General features: G+C 73.0%; 10 protein-coding genes. 6 read left to right on the top strand and 4 right to left on the bottom strand.

Annotated elements, in window-relative coordinates:
• Nucleotides 1-7: 7 nt before the first annotated feature.
• Nucleotides 8-694 (bottom strand): ribulose-phosphate 3-epimerase, encoded by a 687-nt coding sequence (gene rpe, locus ACGFW6_RS28070; protein ID WP_393515520.1) that lies wholly within the window; start codon nucleotides 692-694, stop codon nucleotides 8-10.
• A gap of 134 nt (nucleotides 695-828) precedes the next feature.
• Between rpe and ACGFW6_RS28065 the strand changes: the two genes are divergently transcribed.
• The 4 genes from ACGFW6_RS28065 to ACGFW6_RS28050 all read left to right on the top strand — a co-directional run bounded on the left by ACGFW6_RS28065 (nucleotide 829) and on the right by ACGFW6_RS28050 (nucleotide 6,468).
• Nucleotides 829-3,009 carry an MMPL family transporter gene (locus tag ACGFW6_RS28065; RefSeq protein WP_393515517.1) on the top strand — a complete coding sequence of 727 codons (2,181 nt, stop codon included), beginning with the start codon at nucleotides 829-831 and terminating at the stop codon, nucleotides 3,007-3,009.
• A gap of 216 nt (nucleotides 3,010-3,225) precedes the next feature.
• Nucleotides 3,226-5,067: a hypothetical protein gene (locus ACGFW6_RS28060; RefSeq protein WP_393515514.1), complete on the top strand. Its 1,842-nt coding sequence runs from the start codon at nucleotides 3,226-3,228 to the stop codon at nucleotides 5,065-5,067.
• A 111-nt stretch (nucleotides 5,068-5,178) separates the two neighbouring features.
• Nucleotides 5,179-5,562 (top strand): hypothetical protein, encoded by a 384-nt coding sequence (locus ACGFW6_RS28055; RefSeq protein WP_393515511.1) that lies wholly within the window; start codon nucleotides 5,179-5,181, stop codon nucleotides 5,560-5,562.
• Between the two features lie 267 nt (nucleotides 5,563-5,829).
• Nucleotides 5,830-6,468, top strand: a complete 639-nt coding sequence (locus ACGFW6_RS28050; protein ID WP_393515508.1) for a hypothetical protein — start codon at nucleotides 5,830-5,832, stop codon at nucleotides 6,466-6,468.
• A gap of 47 nt (nucleotides 6,469-6,515) precedes the next feature.
• Here ACGFW6_RS28050 and ACGFW6_RS28045 read toward each other — a convergent pair whose 3' ends face one another.
• The gene (locus ACGFW6_RS28045; RefSeq protein WP_393515505.1) at nucleotides 6,516-7,934 is read right to left on the bottom strand and encodes an RsmB/NOP family class I SAM-dependent RNA methyltransferase; all 1,419 of its coding nucleotides are present in this window, start codon (nucleotides 7,932-7,934) and stop codon (nucleotides 6,516-6,518) included.
• Between the two features lie 74 nt (nucleotides 7,935-8,008).
• Nucleotides 8,009-8,941, bottom strand: coding sequence for a methionyl-tRNA formyltransferase (gene fmt / locus ACGFW6_RS28040; protein WP_393515502.1), 933 nt, complete (start codon nucleotides 8,939-8,941; stop codon nucleotides 8,009-8,011).
• Nucleotides 8,942-9,281: 340 nt separating this feature from the next.
• Here fmt and ACGFW6_RS28035 point away from each other — a divergent pair, with 340 nt between their 5' ends.
• Nucleotides 9,282-9,824: a hypothetical protein gene (locus ACGFW6_RS28035; protein WP_393515499.1), complete on the top strand. Its 543-nt coding sequence runs from the start codon at nucleotides 9,282-9,284 to the stop codon at nucleotides 9,822-9,824.
• A 359-nt stretch (nucleotides 9,825-10,183) separates the two neighbouring features.
• On the opposite strand, the gene ACGFW6_RS28030 is transcribed toward ACGFW6_RS28035, so the two are convergent.
• Nucleotides 10,184-12,337, bottom strand: coding sequence for a primosomal protein N' (locus ACGFW6_RS28030; protein WP_393515496.1), 2,154 nt, complete (start codon nucleotides 12,335-12,337; stop codon nucleotides 10,184-10,186).
• Nucleotides 12,338-12,846: 509 nt separating this feature from the next.
• Between ACGFW6_RS28030 and ACGFW6_RS28025 the strand changes: the two genes are divergently transcribed.
• Complete coding sequence (locus ACGFW6_RS28025) at nucleotides 12,847-14,187, top strand: helix-turn-helix domain-containing protein (protein WP_393515493.1); 1,341 nt, start codon at nucleotides 12,847-12,849, stop codon at nucleotides 14,185-14,187.
• Nucleotides 14,188-14,204: the final 17 nt, after the last annotated feature.

The following is a 14,204-nucleotide window of genomic DNA, read 5'->3' as shown; positions in this document are numbered from 1 at the left end:
CCTTGGCTCAGTGGTCGCATGCCCAGGCGGCGGACTTGGTGACGCCCTCCGCCTGAGCGCGCAACGCGCGGACCGCCGCGGCGGGGTCGTCCGCCCCGTACACCGCCGAACCGGCGACGAAGACGTCCGCGCCCGCCTCCGCACAGCGTTCGATGGTGGTGGCCGAGACACCGCCGTCGACCTGGAGCCACAGGTCGAGGCCGTGCTTGCTGATCAACTCGCGGGTGCGGCGAATCTTCGGAAGCATGATGTCGAGAAACGCCTGACCACCGAAGCCCGGCTCGACCGTCATGATCAGCAGCATGTCGAGTTCGGGCAGCAGATCCTCGTAGGGCTCGATGGGTGTCGCGGGCTTCAGCGCCATGGAGGCGCGGGCACCCTTGGCCCTGATCTCCCGGGCCAGTCGCACGGGGGCCGCGGCGGCCTCGACATGGAAGGTGACGGAGGAGGCCCCCGCTTCCACGTACTGGGGCGCCCACCGATCGGGGGCCTCGATCATCAGATGGCAGTCCAGCGGAGTGTCCGTCGCACGGGCCAGGGACTCTACGACCGGCACGCCGAGCGTGAGGTTCGGGACGAAATGGTTGTCCATGACGTCGACGTGGAGGAAGTCTGCTCCCTCGACCGCCCTGGCCTCGTCCGCGAGGCGGGCGAAGTCGGCGGACAGGATGCTCGGGTTGATCTGCGCGGCCATGACCCAAGCCTGCCATGTCCGGGCACGAATGTTCGCGCCGGTCCAGACCTAAGACGTTCATCGGATGTTGTGTCCGGTCCGTGCGTGCCATGCTGGGCGGCCGGCCGGATCGGCGTGCGGCTGCGGGGGGGACCATGACGGAGACCCAGGAGAAGGACCGGAGCGCAGGTCCGGGACAGCGGGGCATCGCCCATCTGGTCTGCGGGCGACGCGCCAAGTGGGTGGTGCTGGTCCTGTGGCTGGTGGCGCTGTTCGTGACGGCGCCGCTCGCGCAGAAGCTGAGCGACGCCCAGGACAACGACGCGGCGTCCTGGCTGCCCGGGTCCGCGGAATCGACCCAAGTCCTGCAGATCTCCGAGAACTTCCGGCCGGAGCAGATCCCCGCGGTCGTCATCTACGCCCGCGACAGCGGACTCACGGCACAGGACCGGGCCGCGATCACCGAGGACGTGGCCCGGCTCAAGCAGCTGACCGACCACGGCATCCGCGGCGCCGAGACCCGAGGGCCCGTCTTCGACCGGGAGATCGACCCGCGCGCGGCGCAGGTCCAGGTCCCGATCACGATGGACGAGCAGGGCTGGGACCGGATCGCGCCCGCCGTCGACTCCATCAAGGACATCGTCGGGACGAGCACGGGCGGCCTCGCCGTGTACGTCACCGGTCCGGGTGGCACGTCGGCGGACTTCGCCGAGGCGTTCGAGGGCATCGACTCCACGCTCCTGCTCGCGGCGATGGCGGTCGTCATCGTGATGCTGCTGATCACCTACCGCAGCCCCACCCTGCTCCTGGTCCCCCTGGTCTCCGTGATCGTCGCCCTGTTCACCGCGCAGGCCCTCATCTATCTCCTGGCGGAGCACGGGGGCCTGACCGTCAACGGCCAGAGCGCGGGCATCCTGACGGTCCTGGTGTTCGGCGCGGGCACCGACTACGCGCTGCTCCTCGTCGCCCGCTACCGGGAAGAACTGCGCCACCACGAGGACCGTCACGAGGCGATGGCCCTGGCCCTGCACCGTGCGGGCCCGGCGGTGCTGGCCTCCGGCGCGACCGTCGTGCTGAGCATGCTGGTGCTGCTGGCGGCGGAGATGAACTCCACCAGCGGCCTCGGCCCGGTCGCCGCGATCGGCGTGGCGGTGGGTCTGCTGGCGATGATGACCCTCTTCCCCGCGCTCCTCGTCATCTTCGGCCGCTGGATCTTCTGGCCGGTGATCCCGCACGTCGGCGCGGAGAACCCGCACGAGCGCGGCGCCTGGGCGCGCATGGGCCGCAACATCGCCCGGCGCCCGCGCATGACCTGGATCATCACGGCAGGGGTCCTCGCGGTCTGCTCCCTGGGCATGATCCAGCTGCGCGCCGAGGGCCTGAGCAACGCCGACGCCTTCACCGACAAACCGGAGTCGATCACCGGCCAGGAGATCTCCGAGGAGTACTTCCCGGCCGGCAGCGGCGACCCGCTGGTGATCGTCAGCAACCAGGCCCAGGCCCGGGAGGTGGGCCGCGTCGTCGCCGACACCCGGGGCGTCGTCCCCGAGTCACTCGGCCTGCCACCGGGCACGAAGCCGTTCTACGAGGGCAAGGTGCTCTTCGAGGCGACGATGACCGCCCCGTCCGACAGCGAGGCCGCGAAACAGACGGTCGAACGGGTGCGGGACGCCGTCCACGCGGTGCCGGACGCCGACGCCCAGGTGGGCGGGGGCACGGCGGCGCTCCTCGACGCGGACGAGGCGACGACCCACGACAACATCCTGATCATCCCGCTCGTCCTGGTCGTGGTGATGCTGATCCTCGGCGTCCTGCTGCGCGCGCTGATCGCCCCGCTGCTGCTGATCGGGACGGTGATCCTGTCGTTCACGGCGGCCCTGGGCATCAGCGCGCTGGCCTTCCGCCACCTCTTCGACTACGCGGGCGAGGCGACCGACTTCCCGCTGTTCGTGTTCGTCTTCCTGGTGGCGCTGGGCATCGACTACAACATCTTCCTGACCACCCGCATCCGCGAGGAGGCCGCCCACCAGGGCACGCGCAAGGGCGTCATCACCGGCCTCGCCGCCACCGGCGCCGTCATCACCTCCGCCGGCCTGGTCCTCGCCGGGACCTTCGCGGCCCTGGGCACCCTCCCCATGGTCGCCTTCGCCGAGATCGGCTTCGCCGTGGCGCTCGGCGTGCTCCTGGACACCTTCATCGTGCGCTCGGTGCTGGTGACGTCCCTGTTCCTGGACGTGGGGAAGAAGGTGTGGTGGCCGCACAGACTGTCCCGGGACGACGGGGATCCGGCGGCGGTCGCGGAGACGGAGGCGGGAGTCGGTCAGCGGGGTGACTGAGGGGGCGGACCGGTTCCGGGGGGACATGGCTGGTGCAGGCGCCGCGCAGGAAACGTGAGCGGTAGGGGTGAGAGCCCGACTTCGGGTGACTGGCGTCACACGCGTGTCCTATGCTGGTCGATCCTGATGCGGCCAACTCCCGTGCGCGATGGGGCAGTTGATCGCACCATGACAGGGCAACCTGCCATGACTGGTTCCTGAATCGGGGGACGATCCATGACCCAGCCGCAGCTCCCGCCCCAGCGGGGGTGGACGCCGAGCTCCGGTCCGCGCCGTCCGGTCGATCCGGCACGGAGTGAGGCGTGCCGGCTGCTCTGCGCGGGGACGTATCTGCACGTCGGTTACCGGGACGCGGTGATCGACGAACTGTATGTGCACCGCGAGCGGTTCGCCGCGCCCTCCTACGGCTACGACGCGGCCCGCATCCTCGCCCACGCCCTGCGTTCCCGCCGCCAGGAAGTGGCGTGGTCGGCGGGGATGATCGCCCTGTGGGTGGTCGTGGCGGCGCTCACCAAGTTCCACATCACCGTGGTGATCTGGCCGATCCTCCTGATCGCGCTGGGCCGCCGACTGGGCGGCAGCCGCGACATCGACGGCAAGTTCCCGCAGTTCGCCATGTTCCGGCGGCTGCTCGCCTTCGTACTGCGCTGGTACGGGCGCCTCACCCTGCTCTTCGTGTACGTCACGCTGATCCGGCTGCTCATCGCCGGGCCGGAGGAGTACGCGTCCGACTACTCCTACGGCACCTCCGGTGACAGCTTCCTCGACGCGTCGGACGGCGCCGGTCTCGGCACCCCCTTCGACCTGCTGGACGCGGCCCTCGCGGAACCCACCCGCTTCACCGCCGCGTGCCTGCTCGCGCTGCCGTTGCTGCTGGCCCTGCTCAGCGTGGGACAGCGGGGCCAGTTCGCCCGCACGATCGCGGGCGAACTGTCCAAGCAGCGTTTCGCGAACGTCGCCGACGACCCGGCCGAGGCGGCGACCGCGCAGCGGTTCGGCGAACTGAGCCGGCGTATCCGCCAGGAGCAGCACGCGCCGCTGATCCTCTACGCGAAGGCCGACCCGTTCCGCGGCGCGGGACTGCCCTTCGAGCCCTGGTCCCTCTCGATCGAACTGCGCCCGCGCGCGAACGGCGATTCCGACTCCCCCCTCGACGCTCTCCGCAAGACCGACGCGACGGACGCGGAGCCGCTCGACAACGCCACCGTCCTGGAGAAGATCAAGCCGCTGGTGGAGCAGTTGCGGGAGCCGTCGGCGCGTACCTCCCCGCAGGCCACCGACGCCGTGCTCGACCGGCTGCGCGAACTCGTCGTGGACGAGTGCGTGTTCCTGCCCGCGGAAGGGCTGCCGGGCCGGATGGCCTTCCCGTACACCGAGGACACGTATCTGATGCACCGCTCCGACGCGGTGGAGGAGGGCGGCGAGCAGCGCCGGCACTTCCTGCGGGTGCGCGTCGGCGGGTGGGACGAGGAGATCGTCGTCACCGTCTTCGTGCGGGTCCACACCCAGGGCGGCATGCTGATGCTCGAGGTCGCCCCGCACGTACTGCCGCCGGTCAACGCGCTGTTCGCGACCGCCGACAGGAAGGCGCACGAGCATCTGCACCGCGGCGGCCCCGGCCGCTACCTCTTCGCGTTGCTGCGCATCCCGGCCGCGACCGGCGACGCCCTGCGGGTCCTCGCCCGCGCCGTCGCCCAGGCGTGGCGGCAGCTCACCGACGTTCACGCCGACACGCTGCCCGACGGGCCCGGCGCCTCGGTGCGGGAGCTGGGCGCGGACGACCGGGCGACCCTGTTCCAGGAGATGGACATCGCCCGCTACCTCAAGTCCATCCAGGACCGGATCGCGAGCGGGGTGCGCGAGGCGCTGTGGAACGCCGGGTACGAGGTCGCCGAGTTCGAGCAGAAGGTCACCAACGTGTTCAACAACAGCGGGACCTTCGTCGGAGGCAACGTCCAGGGCAACGGGATCGCAATCGGCAAGGGCAGCAAGGCCGACGTGTCGGCCGGCAAGCCGCCCCCGGCCTCCTCGGCGGGTGCCGGTGGCGCGTCGAAGTAGCGGCTCGCAACGGCACCTTGAAACAGCACCTCGACATCACGCGTCACATCGGAGCGTCGCATCGGCGCGTCACACCGCGCGTCGAACAGCAGCAGACAACGGAGGGACCACATGAACCAGACGCCAGCGGCCGACGGACCCGGCTCCGGTACGTACGTCGGGGGATCCGTCACCGGCAACGGCATCGCGGTCGGTGCCGGTGCCAGTGCCTCGTACACCTCGGTGTCGGCCCCGGCCGACGAGTCGTACCAGGCCCTGCTGAAGGCCGTCCGCGACCTGAGTGAGGACCTGAAGAGGTACCCCACCACCTCCGAGACGGAGGAGCTCTCCGCCAGCCTGGAGGAGACCGAGCGACAGGTGACCACCACCGGCCGGGCCCAGCCCGGCGTCCTGGACCGGCTCCGCACCGCCCTGGAGGCGGCCGGCGGCGTCCTCGGCGCGATCACCTCCGCCACCGCCCTCGGCACGGCCGTGGCCGGCCTCATCGGGGGCTGAGCGATGCGCGGCGGGGGCGCCGGCGAGGTCCGGTGGAACAAGGACACCCAGTCGTGGGAACCGGTCGGCGCGGGCGCTCACCCGGTTCCGCCTCCGCCGCCCGGCAGGCCGCCGACGGCCGGGGCACCGGGAGAGTGGCCCGCCGGGGAGCCGGTGGGCGGGCCGTTACCGCCCGCCCCGGGTCCCGACTGGGCATCGCCGCCCGCCGTGCCGCCCGGGGCCCCGCGGGCCCCGCGTGGCCGCCGGACCAGGACGATCGCCGCGGCGGTGGGCGCGGCGGTCGCCGTCGCCGCACTCGCGACCTGGCTGGTCGTCGACCCGACGGGCGACGACGACAAGGCGGGCGGCGCGTCGAACTCGGCCACGACGTCCCCGGACGGACAGGCCGAACCGCCCACGACTCTCTCGTCCGACCCGGCTCCCACCTCCGAGGACCCGTTCACCGCAGCTTCCGAGTCGCCCGAGACACCCGACGGGTTCCGGGCGGTCGACGACCCCTCCGGCTTCTCCACCGTCGTCCCCGAGGACTGGACCCGCAGCGAGCAGAAGGGCGGAGCCGTCGTCTTCTACACCTCACCCGACGAGCTGAGCCTGCTGCAGATCTTCGAGGTGGTCGAGCCGGGCTACACGCCCGACGACGCCCTCGACGTCGCCGCCGACAGCCTCTCCGGGCAGCCCGGCTTCACCCAGATCAGCCGGGGAGCCGTCCCGGACGAGACGTATGCGAGCGAGCTCGTCTACGAGTACGACAGCAAGGACCTCGGAGAGCGGGTCAGGGCCGTCGACCGCGTCTTCCAGACGGACGACGGACGCCTGTTCGCGATGATCGTGCGAGGCACGACGCAGGACTGGCCCGGGACGCAGGAGACGCTGGAGCAGGTCAGAGCGGCGTTCACACCGAGTTGAAACGCGGGGGGGCACTCGTACGGGAACCCGCGACAACCGCCCCGGCCTCAGCCGACCTTCCGCATCAACGCCAGGTACATCGCGTCCGTGCCGTGCACGTGGGGCCACAACTGCACATCGGGCCCCTCCCCCAACTCCGGCACCCCCGGCAGCGACGCCCGCGCGTCGATCAGCTCGACGCCGGTCCGCTGCTTCAGGACGTCGTCGACCACCGCCCGGGTCTCGGCGAGGTGCGGCGAGCAGGTCGCGTACCCGACGACGCCCCCCACCCGCACGGCGTCGATCGCGCCGAGCAGCAGCTCGCGCTGGAGCGGGGCGAACCCGTCCAGGTCCTCCGGGCGCCGCCGCCAGCGGGCCTCCGGCCGACGGCGCAGCGCGCCGAGCCCGGTGCACGGCACGTCCACCAGCACCCGGTCGAAACTCCCGGCCCGCCACGGCGGGCGCGTCCCGTCGGCGGCGATGACCTGGTACGGCCCCGGATTGCCGTGCAGGGCCTTCGCCACCAGCCCGGCCCGGTGCGGCTGCTTCTCCGACGCCAGCAGCATGGCGCCGCGCTCGGCGGCGAGCGCCGCGAGCAACGCGGCCTTGCCGCCGGGGCCGGCACACCCGTCGAGCCACTTCTCGTCGGGACCGTCGAGCGGTGCATGGGCGAGAGCGAGGGCGACCAGCTGACTGCCCTCGTCCTGCACCCCGGCGCGTCCCTCGCGGACGGCCTCGATGGCCCCCGGCTCCCCGCCCTCGGCGAGCCGCACGGCGTACGGCGACCAGCGCCCCGCCACCGCGGCCTCCTCGCCGAGCAGTTCCTCGGTCGTGGCCCGCCCCGGCCGCGCGACCAGCGTCACCTCGGGCCGCTCGTTGTCGGCCTCCAGCAGCCGCTCGATCCCGGCGCGCCCGCCGCCCAGCGAGTCCCACAGCGCGGAGACGACCCACCGCGGGTGCGAGTGCACGACGGCGAGATGCTCCTCGGGGTCGTCGTCGTACGGCGGCGCGACCCGCTGGATCCACCCGTCGAGATCGTCCTGCGCGATCTTCCGCAGCACGGCGTTGACGAACTTCGCGCGCCCGTCGCCGAGCACGACCCGGGCGAGTTCGACGGACGCCGACACCGCGGCATGCGTGGGAATCCGCGTCCCCAGCAGTTGATGCGCACCCAGGCTGAGCACGTCCAGCACCGGCGGGTCGACCTCGCGCAACGGCCGGTCCACGCACTGGGCGATGATCGCGTCGTACGTCCCCTGCCGACGCAGCGTCCCGTACACCAGCTCGGTGGCGAGCGCGGCGTCCCGCCCGTCGAAGTCGCCCTTCTCCCGCGCCTTGCGCAGCAGCGGCGGCAGCACGAGATTGGCGTACGCGTCCCGCTCGTCCACGGCGCGCAGCGCGTCGAAGGCGAGAACGCGGACGGGGTCCTTCTTGGGCCGCCGGTAGGGCTTGCCGGGCTTGCTGGGCCGACGGGAGGTGTCGCTCACGAAAAGGTGCTCCGGATTACTGGATGAGATGTACGACCAGCCTACGTCGCACGTTCGCCCCGGCGGACGGCCGGTTACGCCCCGACGCTCTCCCCGTCGCCGATGCGCACACCCCGTGCCCAGTCGGCGGCGCGCATCGGCTTCTTGCCCTGCGCCTGCACCCACAGCAGCTCGACGGCGTACGACCCGGTCCCGACGTACACGTTGTTCTTCCCCACGGACAGCGCACCGGGGGCGAGGTCGTCCCGCCCCGGCACCGGCTGCACCTGGATGAGCTTGAGCCGCTCACCCCGGAAGGTGGTCCAGGCGCCCGGCGCGGGGGTGCACCCCCGCACGAGCCGGTCGACGCGCAGCGAGGGGGCGTTCCAGTCGATGTGCGCGTCCTCGACGTTGACCTTGGGAGCGAGGCTGATCCCGTCGGCCGGCTGCGGTACGGCCTTCACCGTGCCGTCCTCGATGCCGTCCATGGTGGCGGCGAGCAGCCCGGCGCCCGCGAAGGCGAGGCGGGTCAGCAGGTCGCCGCTGGTGTCGGTGGACCGGATCGCCTCGGTGACGGTGCCGTAGACGGGCCCGGAGTCGAGCCCCTCCTCGATGAGGAAGGTGGAGGCCCCGGTGATCTCGTCGCCCGCCATGATCGAGTGCTGCACGGGCGCCGCGCCGCGCCAGGCGGGCAGCAGCGAGAAGTGCAGGTTGACCCAGCCGTGGGCGGGCACGTCGAGGGCGACGCGCGGCAGCAGGGCGCCGTAGGCGACGACCGGGCAGCAGTCCGGCGCGATCTCCCTCAGCCGCTCCAGGAACTCGGGATCGCGCGGCTTGGCGGGCTTGAGCACCTCGATCCCGGCCTCCTCGGCCCGCTCGGCCACCGGACTCGCCACCAGCCTGCGCCCACGCCCGGCCGGCGCGTCGGGCCGCGTGACGACGGCGGCCACGTCGTGCCGCCCGGAGGCGATCAGGGCGTCCAGAGCGGGAACGGCGACCTCGGGGGTACCGGCGAAGACGAGCTTCATGGGTGGGCACGGGCCTCTCGGACGGGATCGGTTGGGCAACGCACAAGTCTATGGGTGCCGGGGCCGGGGGCTCACGTCGGAGCCCGACGGACGAATCCGCTCCGGTTCCCGGGCGATCAGTCTGTTCCACGAGCGCGGTCGGGCGGTTCGGGCGGAAGTCGTCCGAGGCCGAGGGGCTGGGCGTACTCACCACTCAGGGGCGTGGGCATATGCCCACACGCCCCCAGGGCGTGACCCGCGGAGCACTCCCGCGTTGGTCAAGAAAGAGTTGACCACAACGGGCCGCAAGCGCCGTACCCGCGGCCCTCTCCTTTTCAACGCCGGTTCGAGAGGCTTGTTCATGGCCGACCACGCAACCCACGACGCCCAGGCTCGGGCCAGCCTGCACTTGCTGGTGCGGGACATCGAGCGGGTCCGCCGGCAGGTGGACGCACTGCGGACGCTCACCGCACAACTGGGCAACGTCTACCGCCCGCGCCGCTCCGGTCCCTCCACGGGCTTCGTCGTCTACGGACGCGCACCCGCTCCGACGGTCCGTCTCGCCCAGGAGCTGCGGGACAGCGTGGAAACGCTGGTCACGGCAGCCGTGGACTTCGACCGCTCGCTCGGCTTCTCCTGGGACGCGGTGGGGTCCGCCCTCGGCGTCACCAAGCAGGCCGTGCACCGTCGTTACGGCGCGCGCCGCGCCGCCACCCAGGCGGCGGCCGAGGCCGAGCGTACGTCCGAGCCGTCGGGCTCCCGGACGGTCAACGTCTCCACCGCACTCCCCACGGTGCCGACGGTCCCCGCGGCCCGCTCGATGCCGACCCAGCCGACGGCAGGCAGCCCCGGTCTCCGCGACGAGGCCAGGCCCACGGCCTTCCCCGGCCCCCGCAACGGCTGACCCCCAGCACTCTGCCCTCCTGGAGCGCACCCAGGAGGGCAGAGTCTTGCCCGACGGCCGACTGACGTCTCCTCTGCCGGGTCTTGAGGCGGACAGCTGCCGGGGCCTGCAATCGACGCCGATGCCCGCGGCGTCCCCATCCCGATCCAGCCGTGAGGGCCGTCGCTCCCGTTAGCGCCGTCGCTCCCATGAGGGCCGTCGCTCCCATGAGGTGCGTCGCTCCCTTGCGGAGGCCGCGCGCCGGGGTGCCGTGCGGAGGCCCCGTGCGGAGACCCCGTGCCGAGGCCGCGCGCCGAGGCCCCGGTGCCGGGGTCCCGTGCGGAGGCCCCGTGCGTAGGCGCCGCGCGGAGGCCCGTCCCTCACCCGATATCAGGCGGATCGATCCGAACCCGCACCGCGATCTCGCTCGCCCCGCGCGCCATCCGGGCCGCCTGCGCGGTCTTCAGCGCGGCGGCCAGCGCGGCCCCGCTTCCCGGCGGAACCCGGATCAACGCCCGGTCCCAGTGCTCGCCCGGCGGCGGCGCGCCCACCCGACGGGGCCGTCCCGCCGCTGTGACGGCCAGCGGAACAGGCCCCAACACCTCGGCGTCCGGCGGCAGCTCGGCCGTACGGAGGAACTCGGCGACGGCCTCCACGGGCCCGGACACCGCGGCCATCCGGGACACCGGCGGGAAGCCCAGCTCGGCCCGCTCGCCGAGCTCGCGCACGGCGTGCCCGACCGGGTCCCACCGCACCAGCGCCTGTACGGGCCGCAACGTCGGCTCGGCGACGACGACCACCGTGCCTCCGGCGTTCTGCGGCCGAACCAGCGAGGCGGCCGCGATCCAGCGGCGCAACGCGTCCTCCCCCGCCCGCAGGTCGGGGCGCCCGAGCATGGCCCAGCCGTCCAGCAGCAGCGCCGCGGCGTAGCCGCCCTCGGCGACGGGCTCGGCGCCCGGCGTGCTGACGACCAGCGAGGGCGTGCCCGGCACGGTGTCCAGCACATGTTCGCGCCCGGACGTCCGCACCGGCACGGCGGGAAAGGCCCGCCCCAGTTCCTCGGCGGTCCGGCGTGCCCCCACCACCTGGGCGCGCAGCCGGAATCCGCCGCACTCCGGGCAGTGCCAGGCGCCCTCGTCGCGCCCGCACCAGTCGCACCGCAGATCCGTGCCCGAGCCCTGCGCCTCCAACGGCCCGGAGCAGTGCCGGCACCGGGCTGGCGCGCGGCAGTTGGCGCAGGCCATGCGGGGCACGTATCCCCGTCGGGGCACCTGCACGAGCACCGGCCCGTGCCGCAGTCCCTCCCGGACGGCCTGCCAGGCGAGCGTGGGCAACCGGGCGGCGCGGGCGGCCTCGTCCCGCGCGAGGTCGCCGTCCCCGACGGTCCGTACGAGCGGAGCGGCGCCCCGCACCTGCTCCCGCGCGGCGACCAGCGGCCGGGCCCAGCCGCTCTCCACGAGCTGCGCGGCCTCGACGGTGCAGCTCCAACTCCCCAGCAGGAAACCGCACTTGTCCTGAGCGGCCCGGAGCAGCAGCACTTCGCGCGCGTGGGGCTGCGGGGCGTGCTGCTCGCTGAGGCTGTCGTCGCCGTCGTCCCAGAGGGCGACCAGCCCGAGATCCTGTACGGGCGCGAACATGGCGGCCCGTGTCCCCACTACGGCCCGCACGCTCCCCCGCCGCACCGCGAGCCACTCGCGGTACCGCTTCTCGGGCCCGGCGTCGGCCGTCAGCACCGCGTGCCGCCCCTTGCCCATCAGCGAGGTCAGGGCGGCATCGAGCCGTGCCACGGCCCGGCCGTCCGGCAGCACGACCAGCGCGCCCCGCCCGGAGGCCAGCGTGGCGACGACGGCCCGGGCCAGTTCGTCGCTCCACTCGGGTCCGGGCAAGGCGTTCCACACGGCACGCGGCGCGCTCCCGGATGCGAGCGCCTCCAGGAAACCGGCCCCGCGCTCATAGCGGCCCCAGGACCCCGCCTCGGGCCGGCCGGGCGGCGGAAGCGGCTCCGGTGAGGGCCGCTGCTCGGCGCGGGCGCTGCGTGGCGGCACGGCCAGCTGCAACACGTCGGCGAGCCCTCCGGCGTACCGGTCGGCGACGGCGCGTGCAAGCGCCAGCAGCTCCTCGCTCAGCACCCGCTCGGGAGACACGACCTGGGCGAGCGCCGCGAGGGGTCCCGCGTAGTCGGACTCGGCGACGCGCTCGACGAGGAACCCGTCGATGAGTCCGCCGCCCTCACGCCGCCCCTCGCGCACACGGTGCCGCCCGGCTCCGAACCGCACCCGCACCCGCACGCCGGGCTGCGCGTCCGCGTCGAGCTCCTCCGGCACGGCGTAGTCGAAGTACCGGTCGAGATGCAGTACGCCCTTGTCGACCAGCACCCGCGCCACCGGCAACTGCTCGGCGAGCCTGGCCCCCCGCCAGGTCCTGGGCTTCGCCCGGGGCGTGGAGGCCTTCCGGACACTTTCCCGAATGAGCGCGAGCTGCTCGGGCGACGCCCCCTCGGCGCCGCCGCCTTCACTCCCGTTCTCGCTGCTCACGCTTGCATTCTTACCAAACGCCACTGACAACCGACGCCCGCCCGAGTTCCCTCACGGCGACGGACCGCACTCTGCCTTGGACCACTCGGCCACGTCACCGGGACAGCCCCGGCCGACGGCGGGATTCGAACCCGCGGGGGGCCACAGCCCCGAAGTACCCGTCCCCTTCGCACCGGACGCACCGGCATCGGCCTCCCGAGATCAACTCGGCAACGGCACACGAACTCTCCGTTTCACCGCGCACCCGAGGGCACACTCCACAGAAGCAACCGCGACCACCGCACCGGGAGATCACCAGCGTACGAATCCGCAAGCACGGCTCGCCAGCCATTTCCGTGATCGTTCCAGCCGCCCGCTTCGAGCCACGCTTTCCGAGCGCTCCCGCCCGGTATCAGAACTGGAAACGGGAAACTCCGCCGCCCGCCTTGTCCGAGTCGCTCGCCGAGCCGACGCTGAGGGGACCGGACGGCCCGAGAGACCGGGGACGTCGGCCCAAGGGGGGGAGACAGGTGCTGGAGCAGCCACCTGCGTTCGGCGCCGAGCTGCGCCGCTTGCGCATCGCGGCCGGACTCACACTGACGCAGCTCGCGTCATCGGTGCACTACAGCAAGGGGCAGCTCAGCAAGATCGAGACGGGCCAGAAGCGCCCATCGCCAGAGCTGGCACGCCTGTGCGACGCCACGCTCGACGCACGCGGTGGGCTGGCCTCCCTGGTTCCGACGCGGCCCCCGAGGCGCGATCCCGTCGCCTCCAAGACAACAGGATCCGTGCCCCCCATGGACGAAACGCCTCCGAGGCCGCCGTCTCCGCCTTCGCGCCGCCAGGTGATCGCCGTGGGAGCGGCGGCGGTCCTGTCCGTCGGGCCCGGCGAGGAGATGACGCCGCCCGGCCCGTGGGCCGCATCGGCGTCCTCAGCGATGTCCGCGGGTCCGTCAGCGACCGGCCCCGAGGCTTTCGGAGAACCGATGGCCGATGCCTATCGGTCGCTCCTGGCTCAGTACCGCCGGCTGGGCCAGGTGTCTCCGCCGGCCTCCCTGCTCCCAGCGGTGGCCGAGCAGACGCGTGCACTGCGCGCGCTCGCGGAGCGGACGGGTTCACGGGCCGGCCGTGCACTGCTCGCCCTGGCGGCGCGTTTCGCCGAGTTCACGGGCTGGCTGTCGCAGGAGGCGAGCGACGAGGACGCCGCGCTGCGCTGGACCGCGCACGCTGTGGACCTGGCCGCCGCCTGTGGCGACCGTGACCTGGCGTCGTACGCGCTGGTGCGTCGCGCGCTGATCACGTACTACCGCGGCGAGGCCCGCGACACCGTCGCCCTGGCCGAGGGCGCCCGCTCGGACCAGCTCCCTCCGCGTATCCGGGGCCTGGCCGCCCAGCGCGAAGCGCAGGGCCACGCGCTGGCAGGCGAGCACGACGCCTGCATGCGCGGCCTGGACCGGGCGCGCGCACTCCTCGCCCGGGACCAAGGGCTTCCGTCCGGAGCCCCGGTGCTCGGCACGACCCATCTGCACGACCCCGTGTCCATGATCACGGGCTGGTGCCTGGTCGACCTCGGCAGGCCGCACGAGGCGGCCGAGATCCTCGACCGTGAGTGCGCACGACTGCCCCTCGACGCCTGGCGCACGCAGGTCCGCTACGGCGTCCGGCGCGCCCTAGCCCACGCGCGGGCCGGGGAGATCGACCACGCCTGCGAGCTCACCGAGCAGTTGCTGCCGCCGGCCGCGAGCGTGTCCTCCGCGACGATCGCAACGGACCTGCGCCGTCTGTCGCGCACTCTCTCGCGCCATCCGCGCAACCGGTCCTGTCTGGCCGTCTCCCCACGCCTCACGGCAGTCCTCACCCCCGCTCCCTAGCGGCGGACCCGCATTTC

Origin of the sequence: Streptomyces sp. Y7, assembly GCF_043195415.1 — a bacterium.
GTDB lineage: Bacteria > Actinomycetota > Actinomycetes > Streptomycetales > Streptomycetaceae > Streptomyces.
This window is presented reverse-complemented; position numbering and strand designations above follow the sequence as displayed.

Bases quoted from the DNA above. Each gene is read 5' to 3' on its own strand.
- ACGFW6_RS28060 (WP_393515514.1), top strand. From the start codon at position 3,226: ATGACCCAGCCGCAGCTCCCGCCCCAGCGGGGGTGGACGCCGAGCTCC.
- ACGFW6_RS28055 (WP_393515511.1), top strand. From the start codon at position 5,179: ATGAACCAGACGCCAGCGGCCGACGGACCCGGCTCCGGTACGTACGTC.
- ACGFW6_RS28065 (WP_393515517.1), top strand. From the start codon at position 829: ATGACGGAGACCCAGGAGAAGGACCGGAGCGCAGGTCCGGGACAGCGG.
- rpe (WP_393515520.1), bottom strand. From the start codon at position 694: ATGGCCGCGCAGATCAACCCGAGCATCCTGTCCGCCGACTTCGCCCGC.
- fmt (WP_393515502.1), bottom strand. From the start codon at position 8,941: ATGAAGCTCGTCTTCGCCGGTACCCCCGAGGTCGCCGTTCCCGCTCTG.
- ACGFW6_RS28035 (WP_393515499.1), top strand. From the start codon at position 9,282: ATGGCCGACCACGCAACCCACGACGCCCAGGCTCGGGCCAGCCTGCAC.